The sequence below is a fragment of the Natronogracilivirga saccharolytica genome (genome assembly GCF_017921895.1).
GTDB classification, from domain to species: Bacteria; Bacteroidota; Rhodothermia; order Balneolales; family Natronogracilivirgulaceae; genus Natronogracilivirga; species Natronogracilivirga saccharolytica.
In genome coordinates this window covers 191372-209850 of record NZ_JAFIDN010000005.1, presented here as the reverse complement: position 1 = coordinate 209850, position 18479 = coordinate 191372, and the positions used below count along the sequence as shown (strand labels likewise).

The following is an 18479-nucleotide window of genomic DNA, read 5'->3' as shown; positions in this document are numbered from 1 at the left end:
TGAAATGACCGCAGCATATCTGAACCGGATCCGGCCACTTGTGATGATTCTTGCCGTATTTGTCCTGCTGTCCTGCAGCGATGACTCCCCTACGTCGTCAAACAATGGCGGCGAACCGGGTGAGAACGGGAATGACAATTCGGAGGTAACGGGTGACGTAACCGTTTATCTGACATCCGGCAACAGACTGGCACTCAATGACCGGCAAAATCCCATTGCATTTTCGGATGATTCCGCAAGTATTGTGATCGAAGTTGATGCAGATCAGCGTATGCAGTCAATCACGGGTTTTGGTGCGGCCATGACCGGTTCGTCGGCTTACCTGCTGAAAAAGATGGATAACGAGGATCGCAGGGAGCTTCTCACAGAACTTTTTGATCCGGAAGAGGGAATAGGTATATCCAATATCCGTCTTACAATCGGTTCATCCGATTTTTCACTGGGAACGTACTCTTACTGCGATGAACCCGGGCTGGAAAATTTTCGGATTCCCGAAGTCGATCTCAGGGATGTAATACCTGTCATGCAGGAAGTTCTTGAGATCAATCCTGATCTGTGGATTATGGCAAGTCCCTGGAGCGCCCCGGGCTGGATGAAAAACAACAACAGTATGAGAGGCGGGCGTCTGGAGGAACAGCATTTCGAAAACTTTTCACGATACCTGAAAATGTTTATTCAGGCATATGAAGACAAAGGTATTCCGATCCATGCAATTACGGTTCAAAACGAGCCGCTTCATGAAACTTCCGGGTATCCGACCATGTACATGCCCTGGCAGGATCAGAGCAAGCTGATCCGTGATTATCTGGGTCCCCTGTTTGAAAAGGAAAACATTCAGACAGATATTATTATTTATGATCACAACTGGGACAATTTTCAATATCCCATTAACATACTTGATGATGAAGACACACGGCAGTATGTGAAAGGTTCTGCATTTCACGGTTATGGAGGTGACGTCGGACAAATGTCACACGTGGCCGAGGCACACCCCGACAAGCATCTCTATTTTACGGAAATTTCCGGAGGAGGCTGGGCTACTGATTTCTGGGAGAATATAACCTGGAATATGGATCACATCTTTCTGGGCTCCGTGCGAAACTATTCCAGAAATGCAATTTTTTGGAACCTGGCACTGGACGAGCAGGACGGGCCCCAGAACGGGGGATGTCCGAACTGCCGCGGTGTTGTTACCATTCCGGAAAATGAGGAGTTCCTGTCACGCAATGAAGAGTATTACATACTGGCGCACATGGCCAGGCATGTGAGACCGGGAGATTACAGGATTCAGTCTACCGCGCCTCAGCAAGATTTGAACTATCTGGCTTTTATCAATGAAGAAGGAGAGCACAAACTGGTGATAATAAACCGGTCGCAGCAGGCACAAACTTTTCAGGTTCGGTCAAATAGTGGTAAATTCCGGTATTCTTTAGCCGGCCGGACTCTTGGTACATTCCTGTGGTAAAGAATTATTCCTGCCAGTTTAAAAACTTTAAAAATAATTATATGAAAACTTTCAAAACAGTAGAGAATCAGTCGGTTGTGTCATCAGGGCGGATTGATATCATCCATACCTTATTAAGCCGGTCCATGCAATTTCTAAACAAAACCATGCTTGTTCTGGCGCTGTTCCTGATCGCATCCTGCGGTTCCGCGATGAATCAGACGGCCGCAGATGACGGAAACGGGGAGGATGCCGCAGCCGGAACGGAACAGGCGGCACACGATCAGGCGGAAACAGAATCCGTCATATCAGCCGAAACTCGCGAGAAGGTGGACGGGCTGATCGCCGAAATGACACTTGAGGAGAAAGTGGGACAGATGACCCAGATCACCCTCGATGTACTTGGCAAGGGAGAGGATGTATACAGCAGCTATGAACCGTTTGAGCTGGATCCGGAAATGATGGAAAAGGCGTTCCGTACCTACCAGGTGGGATCGGTACTGAACACCGCCAACAACCGCGCCCGCACTCCGGAGTTCTGGAATGAACTGCTGTCTGAAATTCAGGGATATGCCATTGAAGAGTCCGGACAGGATATTCCTGTCATATACGGACTGGACATGATCCACGGTGCTTCCTATGTCGACGGCGCCACGCTTTTTCCCCAGCAAATCGGCATGGCCGCTACCTGGAATCCGGAACTCGTGCGCCGGGCCGGTGAAATAACAGCCTATGAAACAAGGGCTACCGGTGTGGCATGGACGTTTTCTCCCGTACTCGACCTTGGTGTCGATCCGCGATGGCCCCGGCACTGGGAAACCTTCGGCGAAGATCCCTATCTGTCTGAAGTTTTGGGGTACGAACTGGTGAAAGGATATGAAGGTGAAGACAATGACATTGGCAACCCCTATCAGATTGCATCCTGCCCCAAACATTTTCTGGGATATTCCCATACACTCAGCGGGCGCGACCGTTCACCAGCATGGATACCCGAGTCACAGCTTCGCGAGTACCATGTGCCTCCCTTCGAAGGCGGAGGTATCGATGCCGGTGCGCTCACCGTCATGCTCAACTCCGGAGAGATCAACGGGATTCCGTTTCACTCCAGCAAAGAACTGATTACCGGCCTGCTGAAAGAGGAGATGGGCTTTGAAGGTTTTGTTCTGACCGACTGGCAGGATATCATTTACCTCTATACCCGCCACCGCGTCGCCGCCGATTATAAAGACGCTGTACGAATGGCCATCAATGCCGGTGTGGATATGTCCATGGTTCCCTACGATTTTGACTTTTCCAGATATCTTGTGGAACTGGTCAATGAGGGAGAGGTCCCGATGGACCGGATCGATGATGCTGTGCGCCGGATACTGACGGTAAAGGTGAAAATGGGACTGTTTGAAACTCCCTATACGGTTTTGGATGATTATCCGGAATTTGCATCCGAAGCTTTTGCCGATGCCTCGCGTCAGACCGCACTGGAATCCATCACGCTGCTCAAAAACGAAGACAATGTTCTGCCTCTTGATCCGGATATTTCCGCACTGATTGCCGGTCCCGCCGCAAACACCATGCGGCCGCTCAACGGCGGCTGGAGCTACTCCTGGCAGGGAGATCTGGTGGATGAGTTTACCGAAGATTACCTGACGATTTACGACGCTTTTTCGGAGAAACTGGGCGAAGGAAATGTAACCCTGTACGAAACCGTCCGCTTCGATCATGACGGTGCGTTTGATGATGAATTTGTGGATGATTTTGATGCTTTCAGGCAAAAAGCCGAAGACAAGGATGTCATCGTACTGGCTGTCGGAGAAAACTCCTATTGCGAGGGTGAGGGAGACCTGGACGACCTTTATCTGTCGGACTATCAGCAAAAGCTGGTTCGTGTAGCTGCGGAAACCGGCAAACCGGTGGTCATGGTGCTTGCCCAGGGCCGCCCGCGCATTATCAGCAAAGTAGAACCGCTGGTGCCTGCCATCGTCAATGCCTATTTGCCCAGCAATTATGGCGGTGAAGCACTTGTGTCTCTGCTTTTCGGTGAATCCAACTTCTCCGGAAGGCTGCCGTACACCTATCCGCGCTATCCGAACAAGCTGATTCCCTACTACCACAAGCACACGGAAAACCTGGAGCTTGAAGGCACCCCCACCGGCACTCAGTTTTATCCTCAGTATGAATTCGGGTTCGGCCTGAGCTATTCCGAATTTGAGTATGTCTCTCTGTCAACAGATGCTTCTTCTTACGGAGTGGATGACATCATTGAGGTGACTGTGGAAGTTCAGAATGTATCTGATCGTGACGGGAAAGAAACCGTCATGCTGTTTTCCTCCCAGGATTATGCATCTATCACACCTCCGGTAAAACGCCTTCGTGATTTTGAGAAGATCGAAATTGCAGCCGGCGCGACTGAAGAAGTGACATTCCGGGTGCCGGTCAGCAAGCTGGCATTTGTCAATGACAATAATGAGTGGATTGTAGAGGAGGGCGGATTCGTTCTGCGTGTTGACGGACTGGAAGCTCCCTTTACTGTTACGGAAACTCAGGTAGTGTTCTGAATCCGGCAGGGAATTACGCTAAATAATTCAATGTGAGCAGGTACACTTGTTCACAAATTGCAGCATCGGGTTCAACGGAAAAAGATATCCAGATCCAGGACCACCGAGTTCAGGAAGTAGTCGTTGAACCCGATCGTGAATATGAGTATGCCGTACAGAGCGTGCTCCAGCGATACGGCAAGTAATGATTTGGTTTCTGCGTAGGTCCTGGCGAAGAGGTACCCTGCTCCGTAGGTGAGAAAAACAGCCGGGTAGTTACCGAAAATAATGTGAAGATAACCGAAGCTAAGGGCATTTACGTGGATCATAAACCGCTGCTTTGGGAAGATCGGTTCGTAGCGGTGAAATACAAAACCGCGATAAATAACCTCCTGGGGGTACACTGAAAAAAGCGGATAGGCGATCACCACAAACAACCAGGACCCGAAGTCATTCCTGACCATATTGAAAAGCTGGTCCGGCTCGAGCATCAGTATGATTATGGCCAGGAAAACCGCCGCAGGAATGAACCGCATGAAAATGCCCCGGGCCGATTTACGCACACCCTTCGTGTTCCAGAGTTTCTTCCTGTTGAACCGACCGTCCCGCCAGAGAATGAAGGCACAAAGCAGCGTGAATCCAAGCAGCAATCCGATTTTTGAGAACGGAACCAAGTCATAGAAAATCAGAGCCGGAATTGCCAGAAAAAGGAAAATAAACTCCAGGCTCAGGTACAGTTTGTGAAACAGAGAGTAACCCGGAGACCAGCCGATATAACGAAACTCGGGCTCAAGCAGTCGATGGCGGTCTGACATAGTGTTTCTCCGATGTTAAAAGTGACAATTAATGGTGCGCTGGGTTCAAAATATGCGCCGGAGCAGATTTAGCAAGATGGTAAGGATGATACTCACAAGTATCATGGTAGTAATGGGGAAATATATCCGGGTGTTTCCGGATTCAAATCGCAAATCTCCGGGCAGCCGGCCAAGCCAGTTCATCAATCCCGGATACATTTGCAGGATAATCCCCACAATCAAAAAGATAATGCCGGCAAGAATCAGAAATCGCGCCATTATTTCACACTAGTGTTATGATTCAGGTTTCCTGTGTCTGCCATTTGTTTCTGACCGGTGCAGTTGATTCTGCTATCTCAACAGCGGTTCGAGTACATCCCAGAGATTATTTGCAATAATGCGATGCCCCTCCGCAGTGGGATGAATCCCGTCCTCCTGATTATAATCCGGTTCTCCTGCCACATCTTCAAGTATGAATGGCATGAAAACCACGTCATTATTTTCGGCAAGTTCGTTGAAAATATTCCGGAAAGCGCTGGTGTACGAATCTCCCATATTGGGCGGGGCCTCCATGCCGGTCAGCACAATCTGTGCGTCGGGCCGCTCCGCCCTGACCTTGTCCATGATTTGCTGGAGATTTTCCATGGTGTGTCCGGGATCAATTCCCCTGAGTCCGTCATTGCCGCCCAGTTCCAGCACAAATATATCGAACGGCCGCTGAAGAACCCAGTCAATGCGCCGCAAACCTCCGGCTGATGTTTCGCCGCTGACCCCCGAGTTGACCGGCTCAATCTTATATCCAAGCGAGTCTGCAATTTCCCGGATTACGGCCGGAAATGCCTGATCCATGTCAAGTCCGTAGCCTGCAGTTATACTGTCACCAAAAAAAAGGATGGTAGTGGTTTCGTCAGAACCGGAGTTATTGCTGGCATCGACGTCTGTTGTCCGTGGTACCGCAGCAACCATAAGAGGCAGCGCAACTGTCAGCAGACATCCGGCGTATAATATTCGCAATGCAGTGATCATGGAAGCATGGTAATTATTTTGAGCATATCTGTTATTCAGTCAACGATTTTTCGACGGATTAAGTTTTATCATTTAGTGTGCGGGATCTACCTGTAACAAGATTTTTTTTCAGCAATATTTTTGATCCGGAAAAGCTATGCTCCGAGTAACCGACCTCACAAAAACCTATCGCAGCGGAACAGGCTCGCTCACCGTGCTTGATCATGTAACTTTCACAATTGAAGCCGGAACGATCTGCGCTGTTGTGGGACCATCCGGAAGCGGGAAAACCACACTCCTGGGCCTTTGTGCCGGCCTGGACAAGGCGACATCCGGACAGGTGCATCTCAGAGAGCATGAATTGGGCCGGATGGATGAAGACCGGCTCGCAGCCATCCGCAATCAGCACATCGGGTTTATCTTTCAGTCATTTCAGCTCATCCCCACACTGACAGCGCTGGAAAATGTAATGGTCCCGCTGGAGCTGCGGGGCGACCGCTATGAGGATGTGGCGGAAAGGGCACGCCGGCTTCTTGGCGAGGTCGGACTCGCAGGACGTCTCCATCACTATCCCTCGCAGCTGTCCGGTGGTGAGCAGCAGCGTGTGGGTATTGCCAGGGCATTTATCCACAAGCCCGATATTCTTTTTGCCGACGAACCGACCGGGAACCTCGATGCAGAAACTGGAGCACAAGTGGAGGAGATCCTGTTTGAGCTGAACAGAAAAGAAGGTACCACACTGGTTATCGTAACTCATGATTCCGAACTGGCAGATAAATGTGACCGGACCATCCGGCTGAAGGGCGGGCGTATTGCGAACGACAGCCTGCAGACTGACAGTATTCCGGAACAAACAGATCTGAAACAGGGAGTCTCCACATGACTCTGATGCCCGATATTTTCAGCATTAAAACGGCCTGGCGTGATGCCCGCTCCCAGTACAAAAGCCTGCTGGTCTATTGCGGCGGTATTGTGGCCGGCGTGGCGGCGCTCGTAGCCATCCTTTCCTTCCGGAGTGATGTGCTTATGACCGTCGATGAGCAGTCCCGCGAGCTGCTCGGGGCCGATCTCGAGATTTCGCAAGGCCGGCCCTACAGCAATGAACTGGTTGCCTGGATTGATTCGGTGGGAGGTGACCAGGCCCGATCGATTGAATTTTCGTCAATGGTGATGTACGGGGATGTGACGCGGCTGTCGCAAATACGTGCAATCGAAGGTCCATTTCCGTTTTATGGTGAAATCAAAACCAGTCCGGAAACAGCCGCGCAAACCTATCAGCAGGAGCGGAAGGCGCTTGTTGACCGGCCGATTATGGAGCAGCTTGATCTGCAGGTCGGAGACTCCATCCGCCTTGGCACGGAATGGATCCGGATTTCAGGAAAAATACTGGAAGTGCCCGGTGAATCGGCTGCTTTTTCACTCATCGGTCCCCGCATAATTGTACCGAAGGATGCAGTAGCCGGTTCGCGGCTGCTGGATCGTGGCAGCAGGGTGCAGTACAAGACATGGTTCCGGTTCGGAAGCCATTCACAACCGGGAGTGACCCGTGACGGACAGGAGGTCCGCCGGGAGCATATTCCGGATGAAGATGAGATCGGGCAGATGGCGTCAGAAGTGCGTGAGATTGCCGGGGACAGCAGGATCAATGTTACAACGGTGGCATCCAGAAAACAGGATTTCGCGCAGATCATAGACAACCTGACCCGCTTTCTGGGTATGGTCGGATTCATAGCTCTGATGCTGGGAGCCCTCGGTGTGGCAAGCGCCGTTTACGTCTACATCAAGCGGAAAAGTGCAACAGTGGCAACTCTCCGCTGCCTTGGGGCTTCCTCACGGCAGGTGCTGTACATATTCGGCATTCAGGTGGTCGGACTCGGATTTGCCGGAGCTGTTGCCGGTGCCTTGCTCGGATTGCTTGTCCAGCGGTTTTTGCCGCTTCTGTTCACCGATTTTCTGCCTTTTGAGCTGGTTCAGCAGGTATCCCTTCCGGCAGTCGGGCTGGGACTCCTGACGGGCATGGCAACAAGCATTGCACTGGCGGTCATGCCGCTGATGAGCATCAGCAGCATCCCGCCGCTTCTTGCCGTCAGAATCACCGATTTTTCCCCGCTTGCCCACGTTTCACGGCGGGTCAAGACCGGCATTGGTGCAACAGTGATTCTGGCCCTGACACTGATTCTTGCCGCACTTCTGCAGAGCATTACGGCTGCCGCATTATTCATTGCAGGTATTATCGCATCGATACTTGTACTGCTTGCCATGTCATCCCTGCTGATCCGTACCGTGCGCTCGCTCAGGCTGCGGTCTCTGTCCTACGTTTGGCGCCAGGGAATTGCCAACATGTTCCGGCCCAACAACCAGACTTCTGTACTGGTAACGACACTGGGTATGGGCATGCTTCTGATCGGCTCGATGTATTTGTCACAGGAAATGATACTGCAGCGCATTGACTTCCGGACCGGTGAGGACCAGTCCAACCTTGTGTTTTATGATATCCAGTCAGACCAGCTGGACGATGTCACGGATATCAGCCGCGATGAAGGCGCACGGGTGCTTGAAACGGTCCCGATTGTCTCCATGCGGCTAACACACCGGAATCATCGTCCGGTCCGCGAGATCAGGGATGATACCACAAGTACGGCAAGCTCCTGGGCGCTGACCAGAGAATACCGGGTTACCTACCGTGAGGAGTTGAACGAGGCGGAAACCATCCGTGAGGGAGAATGGATCGGACAGTCGGAAGGCATCGGCTCGGGGAAACCGGTTCCGGTTTCACTGGATTACCGGCTGGCGGATGATCTCGCTGCCGGGCTTGGTGATACACTTACATTTGATATACAGGGCGTGCCCGTGGACACCCGCGTGGCCTCGATACGCGAAGTCGATTTTCAGCGCCCCCAGCCCAATTTCTTTGTGCTTTTTCCGGCCGGTGTGCTGGAATCGGCGCCTCAGTTCCATGCACTGACCCTGAGGACGCCGGATGAGCAGACCGGGGCACGAATCCAGCAGGCTGTTGTTCAATCCCATCCTAATGTGTCGGCCATTGATGTCGGACTCGTGCTGCAAAGTGTCGAGACATTTCTGGACAAGGTTGCCATGGCTGTTCAGTTTATGGCTCTCTTCAGTATTCTGACCGGTCTGATCGTGCTTGCAAGTGCCATCGCCATAAGCCGGTTTCAGCGTCTGAAAGAATCCGTTCTGCTTCGCACTATCGGAGCTACCCGCAGGCAGATTCTCGGGATTCAGTTTGTGGAATATCTCTGGCTTGGGGCCTTGTCCTGCCTGACCGGCCTTCTGCTGGCCTTGATTGCCGGATGGCTGCTTGCGCTGCTGTATTTCGATCTGATTTTTGTGCCTGACCTGTGGGCACTGCTGGCTGCTTCAGTGGTTGTGATCGCTCTGACACTCATTGTCGGATTTTTGAATTTCCGTGGTATATTGCAAAGCAAACCGCTTGAAGTTCTCAGGGCAGAAGGATAAAACCGGGCGGGATGTTTAGAGGGGGTCATTCCGGTCCGGCTTCCCGCCTGAAGCATCACTCCGAAATTCGATATATGACACACCTTATCAGACACTGGAAAACCGCAGCTTCCTTTTTTTTCGCCGGAGTCATGGCCGCATCGCTGATGTTCATCGGAATTGCGGACCGGGGGCCTCTGGCCGGTATTACCTCCATCGGAGGCGGTTATGATTCCGTGAGTGAATCAGCACGGTACCGGAATATGCAGGATACACTGCCGTCGTTTACAGCAGAAAGTATCAGGGAAGCGGAAAAGCTGTACGGATTGTCATTCAGTGATGCCCATCGTGACTCCATGATGAAAGACGTGATCACACAGCTTGGATACTATGAAGAACTCAGAGGCTATGATATCGGAAATGATGTGATGCCAGCCATGCACTTCGATCCGATGCTTCCGTGGCATCAGTCCGAAGAAGAGCAGCATTCCATCGACTGGATGCTTGATGAGCAGGTTGAATTGCCTGATGAACCCGAAGAACTGGCGTTTTATCCGGTTGAAAAACTGGCTGTGCTCATTCAAAGCGGAGCTGTGACTTCCGAAGAACTTACCCGCATGTTCCTTGAGCGCATCCGCCGGTACGATGATGAACTCAAAACCGTGGTTACACTGACGGATTCGCTTGCGCTTGCGCAGGCACGCCGGGCTGACCGGGAGATTGCTGAAGGCAATTACCGCGGTTTACTTCACGGCATCCCGTACGGAACAAAAGACCTGCTGGACTTGAAAGGGTATCCTGCATCCTGGGGCTCGAAGATATATGCCGGGCGGGAGCCCGATTACACGGCTGCGGTCATCAGCAAGCTGGAAGCAGCCGGAGCAGTACATGTCGCCAAGTTGTCACTGGGCGAACTTGCCTGGGGCGATGTCTGGTTCGGTGGAATGACCCGGACTCCCTGGAATACGCAGTACGGCAGCAGCGGATCAAGCGCCGGTTCGGCATCCGCCGTGGCCGCGGGACTCATTCCATTTTCGATCGGTTCCGAAACCCTGGGCTCTATCATTTCGCCGGCCACAAGAAACGGAGTGACCGGGTTCCGCCCCACATTCGGAAGAGTCAGCCGCCAGGGGGTCATGGCTCTGAGCTGGAGTATGGACAAAATCGGTCCGGTTACCCGCTCGGCTCACGATGCCGCTATTGTTTTTGACGCCATTTATGGTCCGGCGAACAGAACGGATGCCTCCGGCGATGGCGGCGATGCCACCGGAAGCGGGTACGAAAAAGATCCGTCGGTACGGGATATCCCGTTTAATTACGACCCTGAGTTTGATTTTGAGAACAAACGCATCGGATACATCGCTGATGCATTTGAATCCGAACACGGCTATCATGAATTCGACAAACGAGTGCTTGAAAAACTCAGGGATCTGGGGGCGGAACTGGTGCCGGTTTCATTACCGGAAATTACTGCAGCGCCAATGCGCATTATCCTGAACGTAGAGGCAGCCGCTGCTTTCGATGAGGTGACCCGAAGCGGTAAAGACACCATGATGGTGCGGCAGGTGAGAGATGCCTGGCCAAATGTGTTCCGGGCTGCCCGTTTTGTGCCCGCCGTGGAATATATTCAGGCAAACAGGATCCGCACGCTTTTGATGAAGCAGATGGACGAGGCCATCAGTGATGTCGATGTCTATGTATCGCCTTCATTTGTGGGGGGGAATCTGCAGGTTACCAATCTGACCGGACATCCGTCGGTTTCCGTTCCGACCGGATTTGATGTGGAATCAGGACTTCCCGTCAGCATTACATTCAACGGCCATCTTTATGATGAAGGAACCGTGCTTTCACTGGCACGGGCCTGGCAAATGGCAACCGGTTATCATGAGAAGATTCCGCCGGATTTTGCCCCCGGTTCCGGCGAAAGGGAACGGGATGAATGATCATGTGGTACCTGCTGACCCGCAATTCCGGTCAATCCGGTTTCTGAGAATGACCGGTTGATTCAGACTGACCAGGTGACTCGAAATTTTCAGGTGAATCAGACTGTTCGTATGTCCCGGATTGTTCCTTCCCACCGAACTCATACTTTTCCCCGATGATGAGCATGATGTAGTCATATACAGCGTGAGCGGTCATTGCGGCAATCAGTCCCGCCCATTCAAACAGCAAACCAAGGCCGACACTCAGCCCGAACATCATCACTCCGAAAAGCACATGCAGTATCGAAGTGAACTTGAAATATCCGTGGAGTGCGACAAACAGCAGGGAGGTCAGCCAGAGCCCGATAACCGGCTGAAGCGCACCGCGGAACAAAAGCTCCTCGCCGACGCCCGCAAAAAAGGAGACCTGGGCGCGGTCAAACCGGCGGAACTTCATGCCCGAAAGCATGTCAACGATGGTATAGTCACGCAGAATTCTCGAAACTGGGGTGCGGAACATGACGAATGCCACGAATCCGGCAGCCAGTATGCCGAACAAAAATCCCGAAACAAGCTGCCCGGCCAGCGGGAATCCATGGTCGAACAGTGACGCAATACCATCGTCATGTGCATAGTGCACGATGATCAGTGTCAGTGAGACATAAACTGCAGCCGATGCGAGGGAGAGCATCAGCAGTGCGTTTCGGGAATATTGCATCATGAATCAAAAGCTGCTTGAAAAAGGATACCGGCGGTAATATAATGGCATTACCCCGGCTGTGAAGGAGCCGGAGCATCAAGAATAACAAAATTACGGGGAATAATGATAGAAATCAGGGAAATAACCGGCGATGACGCCGAAGCACTGGTTAAGCTGATGCTGCAGCTTGACCGGGAGACAAAGTATTTGCTGTATGAACCGGGCGAACGTCCGGCAGATGTCCGGGAGTGGAAAAAAAAATTAACGTCCATGAAGCCACCTGAAAACGGGACGGTATTTGCCGCTGAAGGCATCGGTCATGACGGTGAAATGAGAATGGCCGGCTATCTGGAAGTGCGGCGGATGCCTTGGCAAAAGGTACGTCATCGAGTCTACATAGTAATCGGAATTCTTCAGCAGTTCGCAGGAAGGGGGGTGGGAACCCGTTTAATGAGTGAGCTGGAAACCTGGTGCAGAAAGCACGGAATCAACCGTATCTGTCTGACCGTGATCGAGGAAAACAAAGCTGCGGTTGCCCTGTATAAAAAGATGGGATACCGCATCGAGGGGCATCATCCGAAATCCATGCGCATTGACGGCCGTTATGTGGACGAGCTGACCATGGGCAAGGATTTGGAGGGGTTCTCAACGTAGCTCATTTTTTATTTTGATTTTAATAATGGGATCATTATAATTGAGACTTGATTGAAGAGGTGCAAGCATCAGGCAGCCGTCGCAAGGTGCCGGTCCGGAAACGGACATAACCTGCGACCGACGGTGAGGGGATGACTTGCCGAAGCAATCCGGGAAAACGGCTTTCCGGTTTGTTGGGTTTTCGGGCTGAATCCCGGTTCCTGTCACACTGTTTCAGTGCGAAACAGCTTGTGGAGTGCTTCTGGCCCTTTCTCATTCGGGTTTGATCACACCTGCACAAGCCCATCCGTACAGGCAGTGTGACAATGACGCCCTCTCACTTTTTTATTGTTCCTTAAATATTGTTACCTGAAGAGGTGCAACCGTCAGGCAACCATCGCGAGGTGCCGGACTCCCGTTGCGGGAGCTGCCAGTGACCGATGGCCAGGGGGCGTTGTTGCCGAAGCTTTTCAAGTCCGCCGGTGATTTGAAAAGTTGGGTCCAGTGGTTGAATCCCTGGGACTGTCACGCTGACTCATTTGCGAGCAGGTCGTGGAGTGCTTTAGGAGTGATGAACAGTGCATGACACAGTAATTCGCCTTCTGCCTTCCTTAATCCTGCCCCGGCGAATGATTCCGTCGTGATGCTTTTCAGGTGCATGTTACAAACCTGAACCGGAAACCTGTTTGCTGCCTTTACAGCGGCACTGGTTTCTCTAAAGTATCACCCTGATGAATATTGCACTGCTTGGAAACGGAAAAACCGGAAGCCGGGTCAATGATCTGGCCGACGGACAGTCCGGCATTTCCGTTACCGTTTTTAACCGATCCCGTCCGCCCGAACGCAACTTGCTCGCTGAACACGATGTCATTATCAGTTTCCTTCCGGGAGATGCCTTTGCCGAATATATCCCGGAATTGATCGCATCCGGAAAACCTGTTGTTTCGGGATCAACCGGATTTGACTGGCCGGATGGACGCGAGGATTTCTCCAGGCGCATCGCCGGTGCCGGGCTGGTGTGGATTCATGCCAGCAACTTCAGCCTGGGAATGAATCTCATCCACGAGATGATCCAGATCATGGGAATGGCGGCAACCATGTACGACGAACACCGCTTTTCGATTCTTGACATCCATCATGCGCAAAAAAAGGATGCCCCGAGCGGAACGGCCCTTGCCTGGAAGCGCTGGCTGGATCAGCCTGCCACCATCACATCGGAGCGAACAGGCGATGTAGTCGGGCAGCATACACTTACGCTGGATACACCTTTTGAAAAAATCAGTATCCACCACATGGCCAAAGACCGGCAGATATTCGCATCCGGAGCCTTGTGGACAGCATCCCGCCTGCTGTCAGATCAAAACAGGCTTGAACCCGGACTTTATGACATCCAGCAATTTGTCCTGCGTCATATCCAGTCCCGAAACTGATAATCTGTCACTTCCAAAACAACAAATCATATTATGACAGCACAAACTGACCTTCAAAACCCCCTGTGGACGGCCCTTGTAACCCCTTTGACCGCATCCGGCCAGCCGGACCTGAGTAGTCTTGAATCGCTGCTCCGGGAACAGGAAAATGCCGGCAACGGTGTACTGATTCTTGGAAGCACCGGTGAGGCGCTTAATCTCGGTGAATCTGAAAGAAAACTGATCATCGATTTCACAACGTCGCTGAACCTGGATGTTCCTGTTATGGCAGGTGTCGGAGGCCATCATCTTCCGGATATTATTTCATGGCTCTGTTACCTCGAAACCAAAGCGGTGGATGCCTATCTGATGGTGACACCTATCTATGCGAAACCGGGTCCGGAAGGACAGTATAACTGGTTTACAACACTGATGGATTTCGTCAGCCGGCCAGTCATGCTGTATAATGTTCCCGGCAGGACCGGCACTTCTCTTCATCTTGAAACTGTTGAAAGGCTTAGAAATCACCGCAATTTCTGGGCGATCAAGGAGGCAAGCGGGTCCGTGGAGGAGTTCCGCCGGTACCGCTCGGCAGCCGGAGATGCACTGGTTTACAGCGGCGATGATGCCATGCTGCCCGAATTTGCACCGCACGGCGCTGCGGGTGTAGTTTCCGTGGCCGGCAATGTCTGGCCGGAAGCGACCCGGCTGTTTTGTGAGCTGGCACTGGAGAATCAGCTGTCCGAAATTGAGCGTTCTTTCTGGCAGGAGGCTTCAAAAGCACTTTTTGTTGCGTCAAACCCGGTACCGGCCAAGGCGCTGCTTTGTGCAGGGGAGCGTATCCGCACGGATGAGGTAAAGCTGCCACTGCACAGAGACGATATGGTTCGTCTTGAATATCTGAGGTCAGTTTCAGACCAGGTAACTGACTGGCATGCAGAAAGAAGCAGAAAACCGGCGGAAGTCCGGTAAAGCAGTTGACGCCAGTTTATGATCGCAAAACGGAAATGGCTATCATAAACCGGCAGGTACGGCAGCATAAATAGCATAAATAGCAAAAAATGAAAATCGAAATAATTATAAAGAAGGATTTTAGAAATGAGTGACTGGAAGCAGGTTCTGGAAGGATTGCAGGCCGGGGGAGTCCGGAGTGCCCGGAAGGAAAACGGTGAATGGAAGGCCAATCCGGAAGTGAAACAGGCAATTCTGGATGCGTTTCGTGCCGGTGAATTGACCGAAATGGATGAATTTGTAGACAAGCACAATCTTAGGCCGCAGAAATTTACGGTTGAGCGGAAGGTCCGGGTTGTGCCGGGCGGAAGCGCTGTACGGACCGGATCCTATGTGGCGCCCGGAGTGATTGTCATGCCGCCATCGTACATCAATATCGGAGCATATGTAGATGAAGGAACCATGATCGATTCGCATGTGCTGGTCGGATCATGCGCACAGATTGGCAGGAGTGTCCACTTATCGGCAGGTGTACAGATAGGAGGCGTGCTGGAACCGGTAAATCAGTCGCCCGTTATTGTCGAGGACGGTGCTTTTATCGGTGCCGGAGCGATACTGGTGGAAGGGGTGCAGGTGCTGCAAAATGCCGTTATTGCCCCGGGTGTGGTGCTTTCGCAGGGTGTGCCGGTTTTTGATTGTGTTAACGAGCGGCAGCTGGACCGGGGTGAACCTGTCCCGGAACGGGCAGTGGTTGTCTCCGGAACACGTCCGGTTTCCGGGCGGTTCTCATGGGCGAGCCAGGCAGGATTCCAGATGAACTGCGCTTTGATAATCAAATACCGGGATGAAAAAAGCGATGCATCCCTGGCCCTGGAAGATTCTTTGCGATAACTGGGTTATTATACCAGCATCCTGCCGGATACGATTCAGTTATCTGTACACACCGACATCTACAAAATGATCAAACCATGAGTGCTCAACAGCAAAAGCAATTTATCAAACCGGCCTCGCGCATGCAGCAGCTGCCCGAATATGTGTTCGGACGGCTTAATGCCGAGAAACAGCACCGCCGCTCCCGGGGGATCGATATCATCGATTTCGGAATGGGAAATCCCGATATGCCGGCATCGCGCGATGCTGTGGAAAAGATCAGGGAGGTTCTGGATGATACCAAGGTTCACCGATACTCACGCGCAACAGGCATTCCTCATTTGCTGGATGCCGTGGCTGATCATTACAAAAATGTGTATGGCGTAACGCTCGATCCGGAGTCGGAGATTATATCGACGATCGGCAGCAAGGAAGGATTGTCCCATCTTTCACTTGCCCTGCTTGGACCCGGCGAGACCTGCGCCGTACCGGAGCCCTATTTTCCGGTACACATGTGGAGTGCCGTCATCGCCGGAGCCGAGGTACGGAACATTCCGGTTACCGATGATGCGGCAGAGCTTATCGCCTCAATCGAGGCGCTTCCCGAAACACCGAAGGTTCTGTATCTCAACTATCCCCACAATCCCACCGGAACCACGGTTGATCTTTCTTTTTTCGAAGATATGGTCAGCTGGTGTCGTGAGCATTCGGTTATTCTGATCCACGACTTTGCCTACAAGGATATCACATTCGGTGACTATCAGGCGCCGAGTGTCATGCAGGTTGAGGGAGCCAGGGATGTAGCGGTGGAGTTCTTCACTATGAGCAAATCGTACAATATGGCCGGATGGAGATGCGGATTTTGCCTCGGGAATCCGGAGATTATTGCCCTGCTCAGCCGGATCAAGGCGTTTTTTGACTACGGAATGTTCACACCTATACAGGTTGCCGCGATTGTATCGCTCAGAAAAGATCAGGACGAAGTAAGGGAACTCGCTCAAAAATACGAGGCCCGTCGTGACACCCTTGTCGATGGATTATCCCGGGGTGAGTGGCACATTCCACGGAAAAGAGGGGCCATGTTTGTCTGGGCACCTGTGCCTGAACCATTCCGTGAAGCCGGATCGTACCGGTTTGCCGAATGGCTTCTTGATGAGGCCGAGGTGCTGGTCACGCCCGGAACCGGATTCGGCAGTGCCGGCGAAGGATATGTTCGCATGAGCCTGGTCGAAAACACCCATCGCATCCGTCAGGCAACCCGGCAAATTTGCCGCGCGCTGAAAATGCGTTAGACTCCTGTCTGGCCTGTAAAACCGGGAAAAGTTTTTCAAATTTCATAAACCGGCACACGGGCAACAGTTATTCAGGTTGACGGGGCAGAAATTATTTGTTATTATATAAATAAGTATATATGTAAATACCGGTGCGCCTGTTCAGCTGGAGGTCAAAAAGCCCTGAGGCAGCTGCCACAGCAAACCGGACACTACTAAACTATTAACCGTATTACAGTCATGCCACTTTACGAGTACAAATGCAAAGATTGCGGAAAAGTTACAGAGTTCCGGTCATCCATGGATAACAAAGCAGAAATGGCAGGATCTCTCATATGTGAAGACTGCGGATCCCGGAGTTTCTCGCAGGTTTTTGGAGGGATAGCCCTGACTCAGGGAAGCAGCGGTGGAAATGACCTGCCGCCTGATACCGGAGGCGGATGCTGCCCCGGCGGCATGTGCAATTTGTAGCGGCAGATAATAACATTCCCGGCTTATTATGGCGGTGATCCACCTGCGTATTGCTGCTTGTCTGTTTATTTAGGCTGAATGTCGTATTTTATTGAACCTGTAACAATTTCAGCCATCCGGTTCAGCCGGATTGGTATTTGACGACAATACGACAATGGAGTGTGAATATGAACCGTGCGGGGATACTGTTGCTGGTGGTCTTGCTGACCGTTTCAGGCTGCAGCACCATCAGGGGATTAGCCGGATACGAGTCTCCGGATGTGTCCTACAAGGATGTGAGTGTCGAGGGCATATCCCTTGAAAGCATCGATCTGATGTTTCATTTTGAAGTTGACAATCCCAACAGGGTAGGGGTGAAGCTTGAAGAGTACATCTACTCTCTTGCCATTAATGACAGCGATTTTCTGTCAGGAACACACACGGAAAAGCTGGAGGTGGAGTCGCGTTCCAAAGCAACAGTATCGCTTCCCCTGACACTTTCCTACAAGGACCTTTATGAGTCGGTTTCATCGGTGGTGCGGTCCGACAGTTTTTCCTATGCACTGGACACGGAAGTCAGTGTGGATATCCCGGTATATGGAAATGCAAAAATCCCCGTGAGGGTGGAAGGAGATCTTCCCGTGCTCAGAATGCCGGAAGTCGCCTTTTCGCGTTTTGAAGTGCACGATTTTTCATTTTCCGGAGTAGATGTGTCACTTTATCTGGATGTGTCCAATCCGAACCCGCTTGGAATGACACTTTCAGATCTGAATCTTGGAGCAACGGTAAGCGGAACGGAACTAGCCGACATCAATGTCGGTGATATCTCCTTTGAATCCGGTGAAAATGCCGAAGTGCCTGTTCGTTTCAGCTTCGGACTTGGTGATCTGGGGAGCACGGTGATAGATATGCTCAGGGGAAACAGAAAGCTGGAGTATGACATCCGCGGAGACGGCGATGTCAAAATTGATCATCCCGCTTTTAAAGATAAAACCCGACTGCCTTTTCATCTTACCGGTGACTATATGATAGGAGACTGA

At 51.8% G+C, this 18479-nt stretch carries 16 protein-coding genes and 2 riboswitches; of the genes, 12 read left to right on the top strand and 4 right to left on the bottom strand.

Going from position 1 to position 18479, the window contains the following annotated elements; translation table 11 throughout:
* Nucleotides 1–4: 4 nt before the first annotated feature.
* Nucleotides 5–1465 carry a glycoside hydrolase family 30 protein gene (locus NATSA_RS08440; RefSeq protein WP_210511616.1) on the top strand — a complete coding sequence of 487 codons (1461 nt, stop codon included), beginning with the start codon at nucleotides 5–7 and terminating at the stop codon, nucleotides 1463–1465.
* Between the two features lie 125 nt (nucleotides 1466–1590).
* A complete protein-coding gene (locus NATSA_RS08435; protein WP_210511614.1) occupies nucleotides 1591–3996 on the top strand; it encodes a glycoside hydrolase family 3 protein in 2406 nt (801 codons plus the stop codon).
* Nucleotides 3997–4067: 71 nt separating this feature from the next.
* Here NATSA_RS08435 and NATSA_RS08430 read toward each other — a convergent pair whose 3' ends face one another.
* The 3 genes from NATSA_RS08430 to NATSA_RS08420 all read right to left on the bottom strand — a co-directional run bounded on the left by NATSA_RS08430 (nucleotide 4068) and on the right by NATSA_RS08420 (nucleotide 5795).
* Nucleotides 4068–4790: a CPBP family glutamic-type intramembrane protease gene (locus NATSA_RS08430; protein WP_210511612.1), complete on the bottom strand. Its 723-nt coding sequence runs from the start codon at nucleotides 4788–4790 to the stop codon at nucleotides 4068–4070.
* A gap of 45 nt (nucleotides 4791–4835) precedes the next feature.
* Nucleotides 4836–5048, bottom strand: coding sequence for a DUF2905 domain-containing protein (locus NATSA_RS08425; protein WP_210511610.1), 213 nt, complete (start codon nucleotides 5046–5048; stop codon nucleotides 4836–4838).
* A 72-nt stretch (nucleotides 5049–5120) separates the two neighbouring features.
* Complete coding sequence (locus tag NATSA_RS08420; RefSeq protein WP_246481752.1) at nucleotides 5121–5795, bottom strand: arylesterase; 675 nt, start codon at nucleotides 5793–5795, stop codon at nucleotides 5121–5123.
* 136 nt (nucleotides 5796–5931) lie between these two features.
* Between NATSA_RS08420 and NATSA_RS08415 the strand changes: the two genes are divergently transcribed.
* The 3 genes from NATSA_RS08415 to NATSA_RS08405 all read left to right on the top strand — a co-directional run bounded on the left by NATSA_RS08415 (nucleotide 5932) and on the right by NATSA_RS08405 (nucleotide 11176).
* Nucleotides 5932–6657, top strand: a complete 726-nt coding sequence (locus tag NATSA_RS08415) for an ABC transporter ATP-binding protein (protein WP_210511609.1) — start codon at nucleotides 5932–5934, stop codon at nucleotides 6655–6657.
* Nucleotides 6654–9254, top strand: a complete 2601-nt coding sequence (locus NATSA_RS08410) for an ABC transporter permease (RefSeq protein ID WP_210511607.1) — start codon at nucleotides 6654–6656, stop codon at nucleotides 9252–9254. Before NATSA_RS08415 ends, NATSA_RS08410 begins: the two co-directional genes overlap by 4 nt.
* 74 nt (nucleotides 9255–9328) lie before the next feature.
* Nucleotides 9329–11176, top strand: coding sequence for an amidase (locus NATSA_RS08405; protein WP_246481751.1), 1848 nt, complete (start codon nucleotides 9329–9331; stop codon nucleotides 11174–11176).
* Between the two features lie 31 nt (nucleotides 11177–11207).
* Here the strand turns inward: NATSA_RS08405 and NATSA_RS08400 are convergent, their stop codons facing one another.
* On the bottom strand, nucleotides 11208–11876 hold the full coding sequence (locus NATSA_RS08400; protein ID WP_210511605.1) for a CPBP family intramembrane glutamic endopeptidase: 669 nt from the start codon (nucleotides 11874–11876) through the stop codon (nucleotides 11208–11210).
* Nucleotides 11877–11978: 102 nt separating this feature from the next.
* Here NATSA_RS08400 and NATSA_RS08395 point away from each other — a divergent pair, with 102 nt between their 5' ends.
* From NATSA_RS08395 to NATSA_RS08365, 7 genes are all read left to right on the top strand, one after another.
* Complete coding sequence (locus tag NATSA_RS08395; protein WP_210511603.1) at nucleotides 11979–12509, top strand: GNAT family N-acetyltransferase; 531 nt, start codon at nucleotides 11979–11981, stop codon at nucleotides 12507–12509.
* 46 nt (nucleotides 12510–12555) lie between these two features.
* Nucleotides 12556–12758, top strand: a riboswitch (Lysine riboswitch).
* 94 nt (nucleotides 12759–12852) lie between these two features.
* A riboswitch (Lysine riboswitch) is annotated at nucleotides 12853–13059 on the top strand.
* Between the two features lie 160 nt (nucleotides 13060–13219).
* The gene (locus tag NATSA_RS08390) at nucleotides 13220–13918 is read left to right on the top strand and encodes a 4-hydroxy-tetrahydrodipicolinate reductase (protein ID WP_210511601.1); all 699 of its coding nucleotides are present in this window, start codon (nucleotides 13220–13222) and stop codon (nucleotides 13916–13918) included.
* Nucleotides 13919–13951: 33 nt separating this feature from the next.
* On the top strand, nucleotides 13952–14869 hold the full coding sequence (gene dapA / locus NATSA_RS08385) for a 4-hydroxy-tetrahydrodipicolinate synthase (protein WP_210511599.1): 918 nt from the start codon (nucleotides 13952–13954) through the stop codon (nucleotides 14867–14869).
* Between the two features lie 126 nt (nucleotides 14870–14995).
* A complete protein-coding gene (locus NATSA_RS08380) occupies nucleotides 14996–15739 on the top strand; it encodes a 2,3,4,5-tetrahydropyridine-2,6-dicarboxylate N-succinyltransferase (RefSeq protein ID WP_210511597.1) in 744 nt (247 codons plus the stop codon).
* 77 nt (nucleotides 15740–15816) lie between these two features.
* Nucleotides 15817–17010: an aminotransferase class I/II-fold pyridoxal phosphate-dependent enzyme gene (locus NATSA_RS08375; protein WP_210511595.1), complete on the top strand. Its 1194-nt coding sequence runs from the start codon at nucleotides 15817–15819 to the stop codon at nucleotides 17008–17010.
* A gap of 219 nt (nucleotides 17011–17229) precedes the next feature.
* A complete protein-coding gene (locus NATSA_RS08370) occupies nucleotides 17230–17460 on the top strand; it encodes an FmdB family zinc ribbon protein (protein ID WP_210511593.1) in 231 nt (76 codons plus the stop codon).
* Nucleotides 17461–17597: 137 nt separating this feature from the next.
* Entirely contained in the window at nucleotides 17598–18479 is an 882-nt protein-coding gene (locus NATSA_RS08365) for an LEA/WHy family protein (RefSeq protein ID WP_210511591.1), read from the top strand.

Bases quoted from the DNA above. Each gene is read 5' to 3' on its own strand.
- NATSA_RS08400 (WP_210511605.1), bottom strand. From the start codon at position 11,876: ATGATGCAATATTCCCGAAACGCACTGCTGATGCTCTCCCTCGCATCG.
- dapA (WP_210511599.1), top strand. From the start codon at position 13,952: ATGACAGCACAAACTGACCTTCAAAACCCCCTGTGGACGGCCCTTGTA.
- NATSA_RS08415 (WP_210511609.1), top strand. From the start codon at position 5,932: ATGCTCCGAGTAACCGACCTCACAAAAACCTATCGCAGCGGAACAGGC.
- NATSA_RS08390 (WP_210511601.1), top strand. From the start codon at position 13,220: ATGAATATTGCACTGCTTGGAAACGGAAAAACCGGAAGCCGGGTCAAT.
- NATSA_RS08380 (WP_210511597.1), top strand. From the start codon at position 14,996: ATGAGTGACTGGAAGCAGGTTCTGGAAGGATTGCAGGCCGGGGGAGTC.
- NATSA_RS08395 (WP_210511603.1), top strand. From the start codon at position 11,979: ATGATAGAAATCAGGGAAATAACCGGCGATGACGCCGAAGCACTGGTT.
- NATSA_RS08435 (WP_210511614.1), top strand. From the start codon at position 1,591: ATGCAATTTCTAAACAAAACCATGCTTGTTCTGGCGCTGTTCCTGATC.
- NATSA_RS08430 (WP_210511612.1), bottom strand. From the start codon at position 4,790: ATGTCAGACCGCCATCGACTGCTTGAGCCCGAGTTTCGTTATATCGGC.
- NATSA_RS08375 (WP_210511595.1), top strand. From the start codon at position 15,817: ATGAGTGCTCAACAGCAAAAGCAATTTATCAAACCGGCCTCGCGCATG.
- NATSA_RS08405 (WP_246481751.1), top strand. From the start codon at position 9,329: ATGACACACCTTATCAGACACTGGAAAACCGCAGCTTCCTTTTTTTTC.
- NATSA_RS08410 (WP_210511607.1), top strand. From the start codon at position 6,654: ATGACTCTGATGCCCGATATTTTCAGCATTAAAACGGCCTGGCGTGAT.
- NATSA_RS08440 (WP_210511616.1), top strand. From the start codon at position 5: ATGACCGCAGCATATCTGAACCGGATCCGGCCACTTGTGATGATTCTT.
- NATSA_RS08420 (WP_246481752.1), bottom strand. From the start codon at position 5,795: ATGATCACTGCATTGCGAATATTATACGCCGGATGTCTGCTGACAGTT.
- NATSA_RS08425 (WP_210511610.1), bottom strand. From the start codon at position 5,048: ATGGCGCGATTTCTGATTCTTGCCGGCATTATCTTTTTGATTGTGGGG.
- NATSA_RS08370 (WP_210511593.1), top strand. From the start codon at position 17,230: ATGCCACTTTACGAGTACAAATGCAAAGATTGCGGAAAAGTTACAGAG.